Here is a 16,230-nt window from a genome sequence, read left to right as displayed (position 1 = left end):
CTCGGCATATTACGGGAGGGAGTTATACCATGGAACAAATGAAATGGCATCAAATGGGGACAAGTGAGCTGGTTGACAAATTAGTCAGCTCCCCGGTTCAAGGGCTGACGACGTCGGAAGCGGCGCAGCGGCTGGAGAAGAACGGACGTAACGAATTGACGGAGGGCAAACGCGTTTCGCCGATTTTGTTGTTCCTCAATCAATTTAAAGATTTTATGGTGCTTGTACTAATGGGCGCGACTTTAATTTCAGGCTTGTTGGGCGAATATTTGGACGCCATTACGATTGTTGCAATTATTTGTATTAATGCGGTCCTCGGCTTCGTGCAGGAATTTCGGGCGGAACGCTCCTTGCGGGCGCTTAAAGAGCTCTCTGCGCCAACGGCCAAGGTTTTCAGGGGCGGAGAGCTGTTGACCGTTCCTGCCAAAGAGCTGGTTGCAGGCGATCTTATTTATTTGGAGAGCGGGGACCGGATACCGGCAGATGTGCGGCTTCTCGAAGCAAACAGCTGTTATGTTGAGGAATCGGCTTTGACGGGGGAATCGGTACCCGTTGGAAAGCATGCGGCAGCGATCGCGGAGGATGATCTGCCCCTTGGAGACCAGAGAAATATGGGCTTCATGGGCACGATGCTCACGAGAGGAACAGCAAAGGCTGTGGTCATCCGGACGGGCATGGAAACGGAAATGGGCAAAATCGCGGGTCTTATTCAACAAACGGAATCGATGGAAACACCGCTGCAGCATCGTTTAGAGCAGCTTGGAAAAATTTTGATCGTGGTAGCGATAGGCTTGACGGTTATGGTTGTCGTTGCCGGAATTATGCACGGCCAGCCTGCATACGGCATGTTCCTTGCCGGCGTCAGCTTGGCAGTAGCCGCAATTCCAGAGGGGCTGCCTGCTATTGTAACCATCGCACTCGCGCTTGGCGTACAGCGAATGATTAAACGAAAAGCAATCGTCCGCAAGCTGCCGTCCGTAGAGACACTCGGCTGCGCATCGGTTATTTGCTCGGACAAAACGGGCACGCTGACGCAAAACAAAATGACGGTTACCCATGTATGGATTGGCGGCAGGCAGCTTGAGGTAAGCGGCGAAGGCTATGATCCGACGGGTGCCATTTATGAAGCTGGCAATGCGCTTGATATTAAACACGATCAATCGATCAAGCGGCTCCTTCAGGTAAGCGCTCTGTGTAATAACGCTCAAATCGTAAAGGTGGAATTAGCCGAAACAGGCAAACGAAAAAGCAAGGAAGTGCAAGAGGAATGGGTGCTTAAGGGAGATCCGACGGAAGGGGCATTGGCAGTGCTTGCTGCCAAGCTTGGTTCCTCGGCCAAATCGCTTGAGCCGTTATATAAACGCGAGAAAGAGTTTCCATTTGATTCGGAGCGTAAGCGGATGTCGGTTGTGGTGGCTCATCAAGGGGGCCGTCTGATTTGTACAAAAGGAGCTCCTGATTTACTGATGGACCACTGCTCCTACGTGCTTTGGGAGGGCAAGGTCGTGCCTTTCACCTCAACACTCAAGCGGAAATGCGCCGAGGCAGGCGAGCTTATGGCACAGTCGGCTCTCCGCGTGCTCGGACTTGCTTATCGCGATTTGCGAGCTAGTGATGCTTGCGAGACGGAAGCGGATGCGGAATGCCAGCTTGTGTTTGTCGGCTTGACGGGAATGATCGATCCGCCGCGCCGAGAGGTGAAGGAAGCTATTGCGACCTGCAGACGTGCGGGGATCAAGACGGTAATGATAACGGGGGATCATCAATTAACAGCGGAAGCCATTGCGGGCCAGCTGGGCATTATGCCGCGCGGCGGTATTGCCATGAGCGGCAGACAGCTTGAGGCTATGGATGATGAACAGCTTGACCGGCTCGTTGATAATATTTATGTGTATGCAAGGGTATCCCCCGAGCATAAATTACGAATTGTCAAAGCACTTCAGCGCCAAGGGCATGTCGTTGCGATGACAGGTGATGGCGTGAATGACGCTCCCGCGATCAAGGCAGCAGATATCGGTATCGCTATGGGGATTACCGGTACGGATGTATCGAAGGAAGCCTCCGCGCTTGTTCTAAGTGATGACAATTTTTCTACTATTGTGGCCGCAATAGAAGAAGGACGAGGCATATACGAGAACATTCGTAAGTTTATCCGTTATCTATTGGCGTCGAACGTTGGGGAAATACTCGTCATGTTCCTGGCAATGATGGCGGGGCTTCCGCTTCCGCTGGTTCCGATTCAAATTTTATGGGTCAACCTTGTCACAGACGGCTTGCCAGCAATGGCACTCGGCGTAGATCAGGCAGAGAAGGATTTAATGCAGCAAAAACCGCGCTCTGGGAAGGAAAGCATCTTCTCGCGCAGACTCGGCTGGAAAATTATTAGCCGCGGTATCTTGATCGGTGTTTGTACGCTCGGGGCTTTCTGGATCACCCTGCACGATGCGCCCGGCAGCACTGCACAGCTGATGAAAGCTCAGACGGTGGCATTCGCTACCCTCGTCATGGCACAGCTCATTCACGTATTCGACTGCAGGAGCTCGCGCTCGATTTTCCACCGAAATCCGTTTCAAAATAAATATTTGGTGCTGGCCGTGCTTTCGTCGCTGCTTCTTATGATCGGCGTGCTTTATATTGAAGCATTGCAGCCGATATTCAAAACGGTCCCGCTTAACTTCCGTGAATGGTGCCTTGTATTTGTAGCAGCAGGAATCCCGACATTCCTAATGGGGATTGGGAGCGTGCTTGGCACTTCGAAGAAAAACAAGACCAAAACGAAATGGCCGATCGGCCCGCAAACCGCGGCTAGATAACAGAAAAATACAAATGATAGAACAAATTATGAATAGCCTTTCTCCTTGCTTTGCGGTATGCTATTAGGAATAAATAATAACAAGATCATACCTAGTGATGTAGCAAGGAGAGGGCAAACAGATGAATTTTACAAAAATGAACGGTTTAGGCAATGATTTCGTAGTAATCGCAGGTGAACAGCAGCTGCCAGCAGACGCAGCCGATTTGGCTGTCCGACTTTGCAACCGATTTTTTGGAATCGGAGCAGACGGTCTTGTCTACATTCTTCCTTCGGAAATCGCGGATTTCCGTATGCGGATTATTAATTCCGACGGTTCGGAGGCTGAACAATGCGGCAATGCTATTCGCTGCGTGGCCAAATATGTTTACGATAATGGTTTAACCGATAAAGAAGAAATTACGATAGAGACACTTGGCGCCGGAGCTCAGAAGGTACAGCTTACTGTAGACAATGGCGAGGTTTCCTCTGTTCGCGTCGATATGGGCGAGCCGATTTTGAACGGCCTGCAGGTGCCGACTACCATTGACGCTGAACGCGTAATCGAGCATCCAATCGAGGTGGACGGCCGCGAATTCCGTTTCACGGCAGTATCCATGGGTAATCCGCACTGCGTCATTTATGTAGACGATGCCGTGAATTTTGATCTGAACACTTGGGGGCCAAAGCTTGAAACGCACCCGTTATTTCCACGTAAAATCAATGTTGAATTCGCGACGGTAAACTCCCGTTCGCAAACAGATATGCGTGTTTGGGAACGCGGCGCGGGTCCTACCTTGGCATGCGGTACCGGTGCTTGCGCAACGGTTGTCGCGTCCGTTTTGAACGGCGCAACGGATCGCATGGCTACGGTATCGCTTAAAGGCGGAGATCTTCTGATTGAATGGAATGAATCCGATAATCACGTTTACATGACTGGTCCAGCAGCGGTATCGTTCCGCGGCTCGCTATAAGAGCAACGTAAGATGGGTGGTATGAATATAATGAAACCGGATTTGAGGGAAGCGCTCCAGCAGCGTATCTTGACCGGGGACGGCGCGATGGGAACCTATCTATATCAGATGGGGTTCCCTGTCGGCGTTTCTTATGAGGAATTCAATACAATTCGTCCCGATGTGATTGAAAATATCCACCGCCGCTACTATGAAGCAGGGGCGCGCGTCATCGAGACGAATACGTTTTCGGCCAATTTAGAGAAGCTATCCAAATACGGCTTAGAGAGTGATATGGATGCGATTAACCGTGCAGGCGTTCGCGCTGCCCGTGGTGCAATCGGCCCGGATGCCTACGTAGTAGGCGCGGTCGGCTCTATCCGGGACGGGAAGCTGAAAAATTTGCGCACGGCAAAAGTGATCGAAGCCTACCAGCGCCAAATGCACGCACTGCTCGATGAGGGCGTTGACGGTTTGCTGCTGGAAACCTTTTATGATCTGGATGAGATGCTTCTTGCGCTTCGTATTGCAAGGGCGGCTTCGAACGTTCCCGTCATTTGCCAGTTCGCGGTGGAGGATGTTGGCCGCACGCAGGACGGCAATGGCATGAAGGGCGCTTTTGATCAGCTGCAAGAAGAAGGCGCCGACGTGGTCGGCTTTAATTGCCGCAGCGGTCCCAACGGAATCATGAGAGCGATGGATTCCATAGCTGGCCCTGTAGGATTGCCGCTATCGGTTTACCCGAATGCCGGTATACCGGATTATATCGATGGTAAATATACGTACTCGGCAGGCCCGGAGTATTTTGCTGAAACAGCCCAGCGCTTTGCAGACCGCGGTGCCCGCTTGATCGGCGGCTGCTGCGGCACGACGCCTGAGCATATTAAAGCAATTGCTGCTGCGCTCGACGGCTATATTCCGCAATTCGGACAAGCAGCTGCCCCTTTGGCAGCGGTTGAGAGGATTGTCATAAAGCCGGTTGAGAAACCGGATGAACCTGTATCTGCACCGAAGCAGTCCGTCATACAGGAGCCTTCTATTGTTGATTTAGTACAGAAGCGCCATACAGTGATCGTAGAGCTGGATCCGCCTCGTGATTTGGACATCCGCAAATTCATGGACGGCGCTGCCGCATTGAAGGAAGCAAAGGCGGATGCGGTTACAATGGCCGATAATTCCCTTGCCGTTACACGAATGAGCAACATAGCGCTTGCCGCGCTTGTACAGGAGAAGGTCGGCATTCGTCCGCTTGTGCATATTGCATGCCGTGACCGCAACCTGATCGGGACGCAATCTCACATGATGGGATTAGATGCGCTCGATATTGATCATGTGCTTGCGGTTACCGGCGATCCTGCCCGTTTCGGAGATTTGCCGGATTCCAGCTCCGTTTATGATCTTACGTCCTTTGAGATGATTCGAATGATCAAGCAGCTGAACGATGGGACGGCCTTCTCCGGTAAGCCGCTCAAGCAAAAGGCCAAGTTTGTTGTTGGTGCTGCCTTTAATCCGAATGTCAAACATTTGGACAAAGCCGTTCAGCGACTCGAACGCAAAATAACGTCAGGCGCTGACTATATTATGACGCAGCCCGTCTATGATCCAAGCCTTATTGAACGAATAGCGGAAGCAACCAAGCATCTATCGGTTCCGGTATTTATTGGAATCATGCCGCTGGCCAGCGGACGCAACGCTGAATATCTTCATAATGAGGTTCCGGGCATTCAGCTTTCTGACGAGGTACGAGCCAGAATGTCGGGACTCGAGGGAGAAGCGGGCCGTGCAGAGGGCGTGAAAATTGCCAAGGAGCTGCTTGATGCTGCTTTGCCGCATTTTAAAGGCATATATTTAATAACTCCGTTTATGTTCTACGATATGGGCGTTCAGCTCACGGAATACGTATGGCAGAAGACAGGGCGTTAGTAGCCAAATAGCGTAGAATGGATGCGAAAAACAGCCTTTTTTGCTTGTTTTCGCATTTTCGCTTGTTCGTTCGCGGAAAATCAATTAAAATAAAGCATGGATACAGTTGCCACACTTACACGGCATGGCAAGGACAGGCTGCTGGAAACCGGTAACGGTAGATGCTTTAGTCTACAAAGAGAAGTATGCACGGCACTTTTTTCGTCAACAATAGTGCAGTAGTTCTGTCGGTATTTGGCAAGAACGCAAACTTGTCGTATTCACATTCATTAAATATAAACATGCTTTTTGAACACTTGCAGACAGATGCACAGGGAAGACCGTAGGCGGGGGAGGAACCAGGCTTGGCTATTAAACTTATTAATATCGGATTCGGTAATATTGTATCGGCAAACCGCATTATTTCAATCGTAAGCCCGGAATCGGCTCCGATTAAGAGGATCATTCAAGAAGCTCGCGACCGCCATATGCTTATTGATGCGACATATGGACGCCGCACGCGCGCTGTTATTATTACGGATAGCGATCATGTGATATTGTCGGCAGTTCAGCCTGAGACGGTTGCACACCGACTATCCACTAAGGACGACGATAACGACGAATAGTACGGGGAGTAATATGGATAAGGGATTGCTAATTGTATTGTCCGGCCCTTCAGGGGTTGGCAAAGGGACGGTTTGTTCCGTTCTTCGTAATAAGGTTCCTGAGCTGGTGTATTCGGTGTCGGCAACGACTAGACTGCCGCGTCAGGGTGAAGTAGACGGCGTGAATTATTTTTTCAAAAGCAAGGCGCAGTTTCAGGATATGATCGCGCGAGACGCACTTCTGGAACATGCCGAATATGTTGGTAACTACTACGGTACGCCGCGTGATTTCGTTGAACGCACGTTAGCGAGCGGCAAGGATGTCATTTTGGAGATCGAAGTACAAGGTGCTCTGAAAGTGAAACAAAAGTTTCCTGAAGGTATTTTTGTATTTTTATTGCCTCCTTCCTTGGATGAGCTAAAGCAGCGAATTACCGGACGTGGTACGGAATCCTTGGATACGATCAATAATCGCATGTCTGTCGCGGTCGAGGAAATGAATTTGCTTGGCCATTACGACTATGCGGTATTGAATGATGAGATAGATGCTGCTTGCGATCGTATTCGCAGCATCATGATAGCAGAACATTGCCGCAGAGACAGATATTTACCTTACGTTTCGGGTATGGTCGCAGCAATTGAGAAAGCATGAGTGAGGAGAATGAACGATGTTATACCCGTCCATTGATGAAATGGTGAAAAAAGTTGACAGCAAATACACGTTAGTCGTAGCAGCTTCCAGACGTGCCCGTATGCTTCGCAACGGAGACAAGTCGGAACTTAAAAACCCGCGCTCCCGCAAGTATGTAGGTGTTGCGCTAGAAGAAATTTACGGCGACATTCTCCAAGTAGAAAACCTCGCAACAAAAGAGGACTAAGCAGAGGTTTTAATAATCATTGTAATGGCGGAGTGCTTACTGGCGACAGTGAAGCACTCCGCTTTCTTTTTTAATAACGCTGAAAATCTTTAAATAATCTATACTTTAATGGTAAAATATAGGTTATATTCGAGACGAATATGAACTTCTGAAGTGTATATGTCTGTCCAAAGGGGGGTTGAGAAATGGATCCTATTTTACTTTCGATTATTGTCTTTGTCGTTTTCATGCTGCTTCTGTCGGTTGTCATTCGCGGTGCTATTAATTCTTCTAAATTAACAGAGCAGTTGGAATCGCTTAACCAAGAAATGAAGCTGCTGAGAAAGGAAATTCACGAAAATAAACATATCGTCGATAAGCGATTATAGACGATAAAAAGCAGAGATTGAAGGGAGCGATCAGAATGGCTAATGAGCAGGAGATTCGTGAAATCAAGGAATCCATTATTAAGCTAGAGGCGCAGGTGGCGGAGCTGAAGGCGGGGTCAAGAGGCAGTCGCTCAAGCTGGGCCAGCTTTGGTATTGGTTTTCTTATTGTTTTTGCCGTATTTATAATCTCCGTAGGCGTGCTTCAATTCATAAGTTAGCGGCCATTTCTACAGAAGTCGTACTTCCCCGAAGCCTATTCTGCCTTTATAATTGATAATGGTTATCATTGGATGATGATCATGAAAAGAATCCGAGCATTATGATTCATGGCGGGGACGACAAAAAGGCTTCGACCCCGTGTCGATCTTAGCACAGGCAGAAGAAATTACCGCAATGCTTCTCGAATAAGCTTCGCATTTGGAAATAAAGGGCCGTTCAGCAGGATCGCTGAGCGGCTTTTTATTGATATCTAAGAATTTATATGTTTTCACATATAAATGTGCTTATATATCTCCGCGAAACGACTGCTTTTGCCACAGAGGACGACGACAGCCGTTTACGATTGCAAGAAGGTTTAAATGGCGTTGAGGCTATAATTTGTGTGAACAGAAGCCGTTAATTTGTTAAACTATTAAGAATGCTATACGTGAAATGGATGAAATTGAACAGAATTTAAAGGGAATAGGATGATTGATGATATGAACAAGAGCCTCAGCATAAGTGATTTTCCAGCATTGTCAAAAAGTATTGTTTGGGGAGCGGTTGAAAACTGCTTTACCCAGGATTATCAGGTTGATGAAGCGCTGGTGAGCAATATCAGCATAATTCCTACCGTTGGTGATGGGTATGCGGTCATGCAATTGGAGGATGAAAGGTGGGAGCTTGCAGGGGGGACGCTGGAGCCTGAAGAGCATCACATGGATGCTTTGGTCAGGGAAGTGAAGGAGGAGCTTGGTGCTGAACTGCTTTCCTATACCTTATTCGGCTGCTTCGCATGCCATTCAGCAGCTAAAGAGCCTTATCGGCCGCATATTCCCCATCCGAATTTTGTGAGGCTTGTCGGATACGGCGAGGTAAAGCTTGTGGGAAAACCTTTAAATCCCCCGGATGGCGAGCAAGTGGCAGTCGTAGAGGTAGTCGACATTGATGAAGCCGTCAGACGTTTCAGAACGATCGGACGTCCGGATATCGCCGAGCTTTATTGGATGGCGCATCGTATCCGAAATGGCCTTTTGTAATTTTGCGATGAGCGGCTTTATTGTTCAAAAAGTATAAGGTCTGGTTAGATTTTGAGTCCGCATATGTTATGATAGATGGCGGGACTTATGTTTCGTGGACGAATGAACAGGAGGGAACGGAATGGACAAATTACGTTATCCGATTGGCAGGTACTCGTTCGAAGGAATGACCAATAAGCATCGTGAACAGTGGATTGCGGACATCGAGAGGCTGCCAGGTCAATTGCGAGCTGCGTTAGCGGATTTAGATGAGGAGCAGCTGGATACGCCATATCGAAGCGGAGGCTGGACCGTGCGTCAGGTTGCGCATCATCTGGCGGATGCTTCAATGAATTGTTTTTCACGCTTCAAGCTGGCGCTTACGGAGAATAACCCGACAATTAAGCCCTTTAACGAAGAGCGCTGGGCAGAAACGGCGGATAGCCTGCAGGCATCGCCGGAGATTAGCTTTGCGATCGTAGAGGGCATATATACCCGCTGGGTGCTGCTGCTTCGTTCGATGCAGCCCTCTGATTTTGAAAAAATGTTCTATCATCCCGAAAAGGGAAGCCAGATAGGCTTAGCTTATTTTTTAGGATTTGTAGCGTGGCATGGAAGACATCACGTTGCTCAAATAACAAGCTTGAGAGAACGCAAGGATTGGTAACTTAAGCGCGGAATTGAAAAGGCATCTTTATTTAAAATACAAATGACAAGCTTGTTACTCATTGTTTCGCTTGATAGGAGATACACCATGCTAAAAGGGAAAACCATTATACTAGGAATTACAGGCGGAATTGCAGCCTATAAAGGAGCAGCATTATGCAGCAAGCTGGTGCAGGCTGGCGCTAATGTCCATGTGATCATGACGGAGTCAGCAGTGAAATTTATAACGCCGCTGACTTTGCAAACGTTATCCCGCAACCCGGTCTATATCGATACCTTCGATGAGATAGATCCGGCAGTCGTCTCGCATATCCATTTGGCAGATCATGCGGATTTGATCGTCATTGCTCCGGCTACCGCCAATACGTTGGCTAAGCTAGCCGGAGGCCATGCCGACGACATGCTGAGCACGACGCTGCTCGCAGCAACTTGTCCTGTTCTCATTGCGCCGGCAATGAACGTACATATGTATGAGCATCCTGCAGTCGTCCATAATTTAGAGCTGCTTTCTTCGCGTGGGGCAATGTTCGTTGAGCCTGGCACAGGCCAGCTGGCTTGCGGCTATGTTGCCAAAGGCCGGCTTGCAGAGCCTGAAGACATTGTCGCGGCGATTGAATCGTGGTTTAGCAGAGGCGCCAAACTAAAAGGAAAACGCGTGCTTGTTACCGCGGGCGGAACGATGGAGAGGCTGGATCCGGTTAGATTTTTGACTAATGATTCATCAGGCAAGATGGGCTTTGCGATTGCGGAGGCAGCGCTGTTAATGGGGGCCGATGTCACTATAGTTGTAGGCCGGACCACTGCTGCGCTGCCTGCTGGCGTAAAGGTTATTCGGGTAGAGTCCGCACAGCAAATGCTGGAAGCCGTTACGAACCGTTACGACGAGATGGACATTGTCATAAAAGCCGCAGCGGTTGCCGATTACCGCGCGGTGAATGTAAGCGAACAGAAGCAGAAGAAAAACGGAGAGAAGATAGTGCTTGAGCTTGAGCGGACGACTGATATTTTGGAAACGCTCGGACAGCGGAAACGGCATCAATTTCTTGTTGGCTTTGCTGCAGAAACAGAGCAGATCGAGCATTATGCCATGGACAAGCTGAGCAGGAAGCGTTGCGATCTTATTGTGGCAAATGATGTGAGCAAGGATGGGGCAGGCTTTAACGGCGATACGAATATCGTTCAGGTATTCGGTCCGGAGGGGCTCGTCGAAGCGATGCCGTTATTGTCTAAGCGCGAAGTTGCCGTTCGTTTGCTGGAGTTGGTTGCGGGGCGGCTTATCTCTCCCGGAGGGATTGCCGAATGATTGCTAAAGTAATTGTAGACGTGCCGAGCCGCCAGACGGATCGGCCGTTTGATTATGAGGTGCCTGAGGCCTTTGCGGATTGGATCGAGGTGGGAAGCCGCGTTGGCGTACCGTTCGGCGGACGAGTGCTGCAGGGCTTCGTTACGCAGCTAGCCGAGACGTCTAATATCGATTCAAAGCGGTTAAAACCTATCTCTGAGCTGCTCGATCATGTGCCGCCGCTGCTGCCTGATCTTATCGGACTGGCCAAGTGGATGAGCGATAAATATTGCTGCTCCTGGACAACGGCGCTGCAGGCTATGATCCCGGCTGCTTTGAAAGGCAAAGCCGAGAGGCTTGTCGGCATTGAGGATGAGGAAGCGGCGAGAGAGGATCTGCCGCTTGCTATGACGGAATGGATGGGGACGAGCGGACAGCTTGTCAAGCTTGAGGTTCTGCTGGAGCGTTTTCCAGAGCATGCGAAGGCTGTAAAGGCCGCGCTGCGCGAAGGCGTGCTCGTTGAGCACACCAAGGTACGCGACCGGCTTGCTGTTCGCAAGGTGCTGACCGTTTATTTGCCGGACAATGTCGAGGCAGTGCGCGAGCAAATGGAAGCACTGCCCTCGCGGGCGGCGAAGCAGCGCGAAGTTCTTGCCTTTATGCTTGAACATGGCGGTCCGTTGCAGCTCCAGCTGCTTCTCACCGAAGCAGGCGGGTCTGCCGCAAGCGTGCGTTCATTAGCCGAGAAAGGGCTGCTTGAGCTGCGGGAAGTTGAGCAGCAGCGCGATCCTTATGCAGGCAGAGAGTTTGAGAGAACATCGCCGCTAGAGCTGACTGAAGGTCAGAAGGCTGTGTATGACCGTATAGTCAGAGCCGTTGATGCTGGCGAGCCCCAAACCATGCTGCTGCATGGCGTTACGGGAAGCGGGAAAACAGAGGTTTATTTGCAATCCATTCAATTTTGCTTGGAGCAGGAGAAGCAGGCGATTGTTCTAGTCCCGGAAATCTCGTTGACGCCCCAAATGGTAGAACGGTTTAAAGGCAGATTCGGTGATGCGGTTGCAGTACTTCACAGCAGACTTTCGAATGGGGAACGATACGACGAATGGCGCAAAATTCGCAGCCGGCAGGTGCAGGTAGCCATTGGAGCACGCTCGGCCATTTTTGCACCTTTTGAGAGAATTGGGCTTATTATAATGGATGAAGAGCATGAATCATCCTATAAACAAGAGGAGAGTCCGAAGTATCATGCCCGCGATGTAGCGGTACGCAGGGCTAAGCAGCATGGCGCGGCTGTTGTGCTTGGGTCGGCGACGCCATCCCTTGAATCCTTTGCTGCGGCAAGCCGTCCGTTAACCGCACGTGATGAAGGGCGCGAGCCGGCGCTGCTTCCAATGCCGGGGCGTGTCGGAGGAAGGCCGCTGCCGCCCGTCACGGTAATCGATATGCGGGAGGAACTAAAAGAGGGCAATCGTTCGATGTTCAGCAGGCTGTTGCACAGCTCGCTTTCTGAGAGGCTGGAGCGTGGCGAACAATCCGTGCTTCTGCTCAATCGCCGAGGTTATTCGACCTTTGTCATGTGCCGCTCCTGCGGTTATACCGCTGCCTGCCCGCACTGCGACATTTCGCTGACCTATCACCAAAAGTCGCGGGCGCTGCGCTGTCATTATTGCGGGCATGCGGAGCAGGCGCCAACAAGCTGTCCATCCTGCCAAAGCGAGCATATTCGATATTTTGGAACCGGTACCCAGCGGGTTGAGGAGGAGCTGTCCAAGCTTTTCCCCGGCATCAGAGTAATCCGCATGGATGTCGATACGACGACTGAAAAAAATGCCCATGAGAAGCTGTTGAAGCAATTCGGCGAACGGAAAGCGGATGTGCTGCTTGGGACGCAGATGGTAGCAAAGGGTCTCGATTTTCCTTACGTTACACTTGTTGGCGTGATCGCTGCGGATACGTCGCTTAATCTGCCTGATTTTCGTGCGGCGGAACGTACATTTCAATTGCTCACGCAGGTTGCGGGTCGCGCGGGCCGGCATCATTTGGCGGGCGAGGTCGTCATACAAACCTATGCGCCAGAGCATTATGCTGTCATTACGGCGCAGCAGCATGATTACGCGGCTTTCGTAAGCGAGGAGCTCCGGCATCGCAGTGCGATGGGCTATCCGCCATATTGCAGGCTGATTCTTGTGACGATGTCGCATGAACAACTGCCCCTGTTATCCTCAATCAGCGAAAGCTTTGCCGCTGAGCTGCGAGAGATTGCGGAAAATGAAGGCGTGCTAATTTCGCTTAGCAGCGGTTTCGGAAGAGCGCTGGAGGTGCTTGGACCAGTCGCCTCACCGATTTCGAGAATGAAAGATCGCTACCGTTTTCAATGTGTGATAAAATATCGTGGGAGCATCGATGCTTCAGCTCTTGTCCGCAAGGCGCTTATCCCATTCACGGATGGTCCGCCGCAACGCCTTGTGCAATTCAGTATTGACGTAGATCCACAAGTTATATTATAAATAGCTATTACTATTTTAATGATCGTAAAGGAAGGGAATACAATGAGTATCCGTATAATTGTGAAAGAGCCGGACCCGGTATTGCGGGAAGTGGCAAAGGAAGTAACGAAATTTAATTCAAATTTGCAAAAACTGCTTAAGGATATGGCCGATACGATGTACGACGCAGAGGGCGTAGGCCTTGCGGCGCCGCAAATTGGGATTTCGAAACGGATTATTGTTGTGGATGTGGGCGATGAGAATGGTTTAGTCGAAATGGTAAACCCTGTTATCGTTGAGCAAGAAGGCGAGCAGCTTGGTCCTGAAGGCTGCCTGAGCATACCCAATCTAAACGGCGATGTGCTGCGTGCAGACCGCATCGTGGTTACTGGACAAGATAGCAGCGGAAAGACGTTTACGGTCGAAGCGAAGGGCTATTTTGCCCGTGCGTTCCAACACGAAGTCGACCATTTGAACGGTATTTTGTTTACCGATTTGGCGGAGAGCATCTACGACATTTCGGAAAGAGCTAGAAAAGGCGGCGAATAGCTTCATGCGTATCGTATTTATGGGAACGCCGGAATTTGCCGTTCCCTCTTTGAAGCTGCTCTTGGAGCAGCAGTACAATGTTGTTGCTGTGGTCACACAGCCTGATCGGCCGAAGGGCCGCAAAAAAACGCTAACGCCGCCGCCTGTAAAGGAAGCGGCGTTGTCATTCAATCTGCCTGTGCTCCAGCCTGAGCGGATGCGCAATGCAGACGCCGTTGCAGCGGTAGCCGAGCTGAAGCCGGACCTGATTGTTACGGCTGCCTACGGCCAAATTTTGCCGAAGGCGCTGCTTGATATTCCACGCCTTGGCTGTATTAACGTGCATGGCTCTTTGCTGCCGAAATATCGCGGCGGCGCTCCTATCCAGCGCTCTATCATTAACGGCGAGAGCTCGACTGGCGTTACGATTATGTATATGGCGGAAGGCTTGGACACCGGCGATATGATCAGCGTTGTCGAACTGCCGATAGGTGACGAGGATACATCCGGGACCATGTTTGAGAAACTCAGTCTTGCCGGGGCGGAGCTGCTTGGACAAACGCTGCCGTCCATTATTTTGGGAGAAGCAAAGGCCGTTCCGCAGCAGAATGAGGAAGCAACCTACGCACCCAACTTAACGCGTGAGGATGAGCGTATCGATTGGACGAAACCGGCTCGCGCGATTTTTAATCAGGTCCGGGGCTTGTCGCCGATGGCTGGTGCTTTTACCTATTTGAATGGAGAAGTATTTAAGTTATGGCAGTGCGCCGTGCCTTCAGCCGCTGCTTCAAAAGAAGCTGCTGCACCAGGAACCGTTCTTGCATCGGACAGCAGCGGCATTCATGTCCAGACTGGCGAGGGCGTGCTAGTATTGAAAGAAATTCAGCCAGCAGGCAAACGAGCGATGAGCGCGGCAGATTGGCTGAAAGGCGCACGCCTTGAAGCAGGCACGCTGCTTGGCGATGGAGGTACAGCATGACGGAGAGCAGCACGAAAAAAACGGGCAACAATGGTAATGGCGCAAAAGGCAAGCCTAAAGCAAGAAACGGCCATAAGCGTCCAACTTCCGACGGCAGACCCGCTCAGGCTGGCCAGACACCGCCGCAGCAGGGAACCCGCAAAGCGAAATCGCCGCGCGAGCTGGCGATGGATACATTGGTTAAGGTTGCTCAGACTGGAGCATACAGTAATTTGCAGCTCAATCGGACACTGCAGGATGCCGGCTTGCAGCGTGCGGACGCGGGGCTGGTAACAGAGCTCGTATATGGGACAATCCAGCGTCAAGCAACGCTTGACTATTGGTTAAACCGATTCGTTTCGAAAGGTCTACATAAGCTTGAGCCATGGGTTCATCAGCTGCTTCGAATGAGCGCATACCAGTTGCTATATTTAGATCGCATACCTGCGCACGCAGCTGTGAATGAAGCAGTAACCATAGCGAAGAAACGCGGGCATTCGGGTATTTCCGGCATGGTAAACGGTGTATTGCGCAGCATTGACCGCGGCCGGACGGAACTGCAGGCTCTCGAGATCAAGCATGCTGACCCTGTCGTTCAAATTGCTCTTCGCCATTCGTATCCGGAATGGCTGGTAAGCCGCTGGGTAACAGCCTACGGAGCGGAAAAGGCAGAAGAAATCTGTGCGGCGGGGAATGACCATCCGCATACAAGCCTGCGTGCTAATCGATTAAAGGTTAGCCGCGAAGAAGCCATTGCGCTTTTGAAAGAAGCAGGCTTTGAGGCCGAGTCATCTATTATTGCGCCAGGAGGTATAACTATTCAGCGAGGCGGCAATCTTGCTGATACTGACGGTTTCCGCGAAGGGCTGTGGTCTGTGCAGGATGAAAGCTCGATGCTGGTTGCTGAGGTGGTTGCGCCTACAGCCGGCATGCAGGTGCTGGATTGCTGCGCTGCACCCGGCGGAAAGAGCACGCATTTGGCTGAATTAATGGATGGCAAGGGCAAGGTATGGGCTAACGATTTGCACGCGCATAAGCGCGATTTGATCGTGACTCAGTCCGAGCGTTTGAAGCTTCGCAATGTCGAAGCCATTACCGAGGATGCACTTAAGCTGGCTGGCCGCTTCAAGCCGCAATCGATGGATGCTGTGTTACTCGATGCTCCTTGTTCCGGATTTGGCGTTATTAAACGCAAGCCGGAGATCAAATGGACCAAAACTGCCGGCGATGTTTCGGATATCGCTGCCATTCAGCAGCGTTTATTAAACGCTGTATGCGATTTGGTTCGCCCTGGGGGAGTGCTCGTTTACAGCACATGCACGATCGAGAAAGACGAGAACGAGCAGCAGGTCGCCCGGTTCCTACAGGAGCATCCTGAGTATGAATTGGATCGCAACTGGCCGGAAGCCATTGTGGATCAGTTGATGAAAGCAGGCGCAATCGATGAGCATTTCGATGGTCAAGCGCAGCTGCTTCCGCAGCATTTTGACAGCGACGGTTTTTACATTGCAAGGATGGTAAAGCGTCCATAAACCGCGCTTATGGCTGAACATGGGCGTTTGTGGTAAAATAAATCGATGGCTGGAACCAGAA

General features: G+C 50.8%; 15 protein-coding genes. All 15 read left to right on the top strand.

Annotated features, from left to right (window positions below; all coding sequences use genetic code 11):
• The first annotated feature begins 29 nt into the window (after window positions 1-29).
• The 15 genes from RCO25_RS02935 to rsmB all read left to right on the top strand — a co-directional run bounded on the left by RCO25_RS02935 (window position 30) and on the right by rsmB (window position 16,169).
• Window positions 30-2,813, top strand: coding sequence for a calcium-translocating P-type ATPase, SERCA-type (locus RCO25_RS02935; RefSeq protein WP_308994640.1), 2,784 nt, complete (start codon window positions 30-32; stop codon window positions 2,811-2,813).
• 121 nt (window positions 2,814-2,934) lie between these two features.
• A complete protein-coding gene (gene dapF, locus RCO25_RS02930) occupies window positions 2,935-3,765 on the top strand; it encodes a diaminopimelate epimerase (RefSeq protein ID WP_308994639.1) in 831 nt (276 codons plus the stop codon).
• 30 nt (window positions 3,766-3,795) lie between these two features.
• Window positions 3,796-5,667 carry a bifunctional homocysteine S-methyltransferase/methylenetetrahydrofolate reductase gene (locus RCO25_RS02925; RefSeq protein ID WP_308994638.1) on the top strand — a complete coding sequence of 624 codons (1,872 nt, stop codon included), beginning with the start codon at window positions 3,796-3,798 and terminating at the stop codon, window positions 5,665-5,667.
• Between the two features lie 344 nt (window positions 5,668-6,011).
• The gene (gene remA, locus RCO25_RS02920; protein ID WP_005548256.1) at window positions 6,012-6,272 is read left to right on the top strand and encodes an extracellular matrix/biofilm regulator RemA; all 261 of its coding nucleotides are present in this window, start codon (window positions 6,012-6,014) and stop codon (window positions 6,270-6,272) included.
• Window positions 6,273-6,285: 13 nt separating this feature from the next.
• Complete coding sequence (gene gmk / locus RCO25_RS02915; RefSeq protein WP_308994637.1) at window positions 6,286-6,903, top strand: guanylate kinase; 618 nt, start codon at window positions 6,286-6,288, stop codon at window positions 6,901-6,903.
• 16 nt (window positions 6,904-6,919) lie between these two features.
• On the top strand, window positions 6,920-7,129 hold the full coding sequence (gene rpoZ, locus RCO25_RS02910) for a DNA-directed RNA polymerase subunit omega (protein ID WP_053375625.1): 210 nt from the start codon (window positions 6,920-6,922) through the stop codon (window positions 7,127-7,129).
• A gap of 185 nt (window positions 7,130-7,314) precedes the next feature.
• A complete protein-coding gene (locus tag RCO25_RS02905; RefSeq protein WP_308994636.1) occupies window positions 7,315-7,497 on the top strand; it encodes a hypothetical protein in 183 nt (60 codons plus the stop codon).
• A 35-nt stretch (window positions 7,498-7,532) separates the two neighbouring features.
• Window positions 7,533-7,715, top strand: coding sequence for a hypothetical protein (locus RCO25_RS02900; RefSeq protein ID WP_308994635.1), 183 nt, complete (start codon window positions 7,533-7,535; stop codon window positions 7,713-7,715).
• A gap of 480 nt (window positions 7,716-8,195) precedes the next feature.
• The gene (locus RCO25_RS02895) at window positions 8,196-8,735 is read left to right on the top strand and encodes an NUDIX domain-containing protein (protein WP_308994634.1); all 540 of its coding nucleotides are present in this window, start codon (window positions 8,196-8,198) and stop codon (window positions 8,733-8,735) included.
• 121 nt (window positions 8,736-8,856) lie between these two features.
• A complete protein-coding gene (locus RCO25_RS02890) occupies window positions 8,857-9,381 on the top strand; it encodes a YfiT family bacillithiol transferase (protein ID WP_308994633.1) in 525 nt (174 codons plus the stop codon).
• 87 nt (window positions 9,382-9,468) lie between these two features.
• Window positions 9,469-10,683, top strand: a complete 1,215-nt coding sequence (gene coaBC, locus RCO25_RS02885; RefSeq protein ID WP_308994632.1) for a bifunctional phosphopantothenoylcysteine decarboxylase/phosphopantothenate--cysteine ligase CoaBC — start codon at window positions 9,469-9,471, stop codon at window positions 10,681-10,683.
• Window positions 10,680-13,172: a primosomal protein N' gene (gene priA / locus RCO25_RS02880; RefSeq protein ID WP_308994631.1), complete on the top strand. Its 2,493-nt coding sequence runs from the start codon at window positions 10,680-10,682 to the stop codon at window positions 13,170-13,172. Before coaBC ends, priA begins: the two co-directional genes overlap by 4 nt.
• A gap of 42 nt (window positions 13,173-13,214) precedes the next feature.
• Complete coding sequence (gene def, locus RCO25_RS02875; RefSeq protein ID WP_308994630.1) at window positions 13,215-13,700, top strand: peptide deformylase; 486 nt, start codon at window positions 13,215-13,217, stop codon at window positions 13,698-13,700.
• 4 nt (window positions 13,701-13,704) lie between these two features.
• Window positions 13,705-14,658 carry a methionyl-tRNA formyltransferase gene (gene fmt / locus RCO25_RS02870; protein ID WP_308994629.1) on the top strand — a complete coding sequence of 318 codons (954 nt, stop codon included), beginning with the start codon at window positions 13,705-13,707 and terminating at the stop codon, window positions 14,656-14,658.
• Complete coding sequence (gene rsmB / locus RCO25_RS02865) at window positions 14,655-16,169, top strand: 16S rRNA (cytosine(967)-C(5))-methyltransferase RsmB (RefSeq protein WP_308994628.1); 1,515 nt, start codon at window positions 14,655-14,657, stop codon at window positions 16,167-16,169. Before fmt ends, rsmB begins: the two co-directional genes overlap by 4 nt.
• The last annotated feature ends 61 nt before the right edge of the window (window positions 16,170-16,230 follow it).

Origin of the sequence: Paenibacillus sp. LHD-38, assembly GCF_031157315.1 — a bacterium.
GTDB lineage: Bacteria > Bacillota > Bacilli > Paenibacillales > Paenibacillaceae > Pristimantibacillus.
Note: the sequence above shows the minus strand (reverse complement) of the source record. Positions and strands in the feature narration are given on the sequence as shown.

Excerpts from the sequence above, each read along its gene's own strand:
- RCO25_RS02935 (WP_308994640.1), top strand. The coding sequence starts at position 30 with ATGGAACAAATGAAATGGCATCAAATGGGGACAAGTGAGCTGGTTGAC.
- dapF (WP_308994639.1), top strand. The coding sequence starts at position 2,935 with ATGAATTTTACAAAAATGAACGGTTTAGGCAATGATTTCGTAGTAATC.
- RCO25_RS02925 (WP_308994638.1), top strand. The coding sequence starts at position 3,796 with ATGAAACCGGATTTGAGGGAAGCGCTCCAGCAGCGTATCTTGACCGGG.
- gmk (WP_308994637.1), top strand. The coding sequence starts at position 6,286 with ATGGATAAGGGATTGCTAATTGTATTGTCCGGCCCTTCAGGGGTTGGC.
- rpoZ (WP_053375625.1), top strand. The coding sequence starts at position 6,920 with ATGTTATACCCGTCCATTGATGAAATGGTGAAAAAAGTTGACAGCAAA.
- RCO25_RS02905 (WP_308994636.1), top strand. The coding sequence starts at position 7,315 with ATGGATCCTATTTTACTTTCGATTATTGTCTTTGTCGTTTTCATGCTG.
- RCO25_RS02900 (WP_308994635.1), top strand. The coding sequence starts at position 7,533 with ATGGCTAATGAGCAGGAGATTCGTGAAATCAAGGAATCCATTATTAAG.
- RCO25_RS02895 (WP_308994634.1), top strand. The coding sequence starts at position 8,196 with ATGAACAAGAGCCTCAGCATAAGTGATTTTCCAGCATTGTCAAAAAGT.
- RCO25_RS02890 (WP_308994633.1), top strand. The coding sequence starts at position 8,857 with ATGGACAAATTACGTTATCCGATTGGCAGGTACTCGTTCGAAGGAATG.
- coaBC (WP_308994632.1), top strand. The coding sequence starts at position 9,469 with ATGCTAAAAGGGAAAACCATTATACTAGGAATTACAGGCGGAATTGCA.
- priA (WP_308994631.1), top strand. The coding sequence starts at position 10,680 with ATGATTGCTAAAGTAATTGTAGACGTGCCGAGCCGCCAGACGGATCGG.
- def (WP_308994630.1), top strand. The coding sequence starts at position 13,215 with ATGAGTATCCGTATAATTGTGAAAGAGCCGGACCCGGTATTGCGGGAA.
- fmt (WP_308994629.1), top strand. The coding sequence starts at position 13,705 with ATGCGTATCGTATTTATGGGAACGCCGGAATTTGCCGTTCCCTCTTTG.
- rsmB (WP_308994628.1), top strand. The coding sequence starts at position 14,655 with ATGACGGAGAGCAGCACGAAAAAAACGGGCAACAATGGTAATGGCGCA.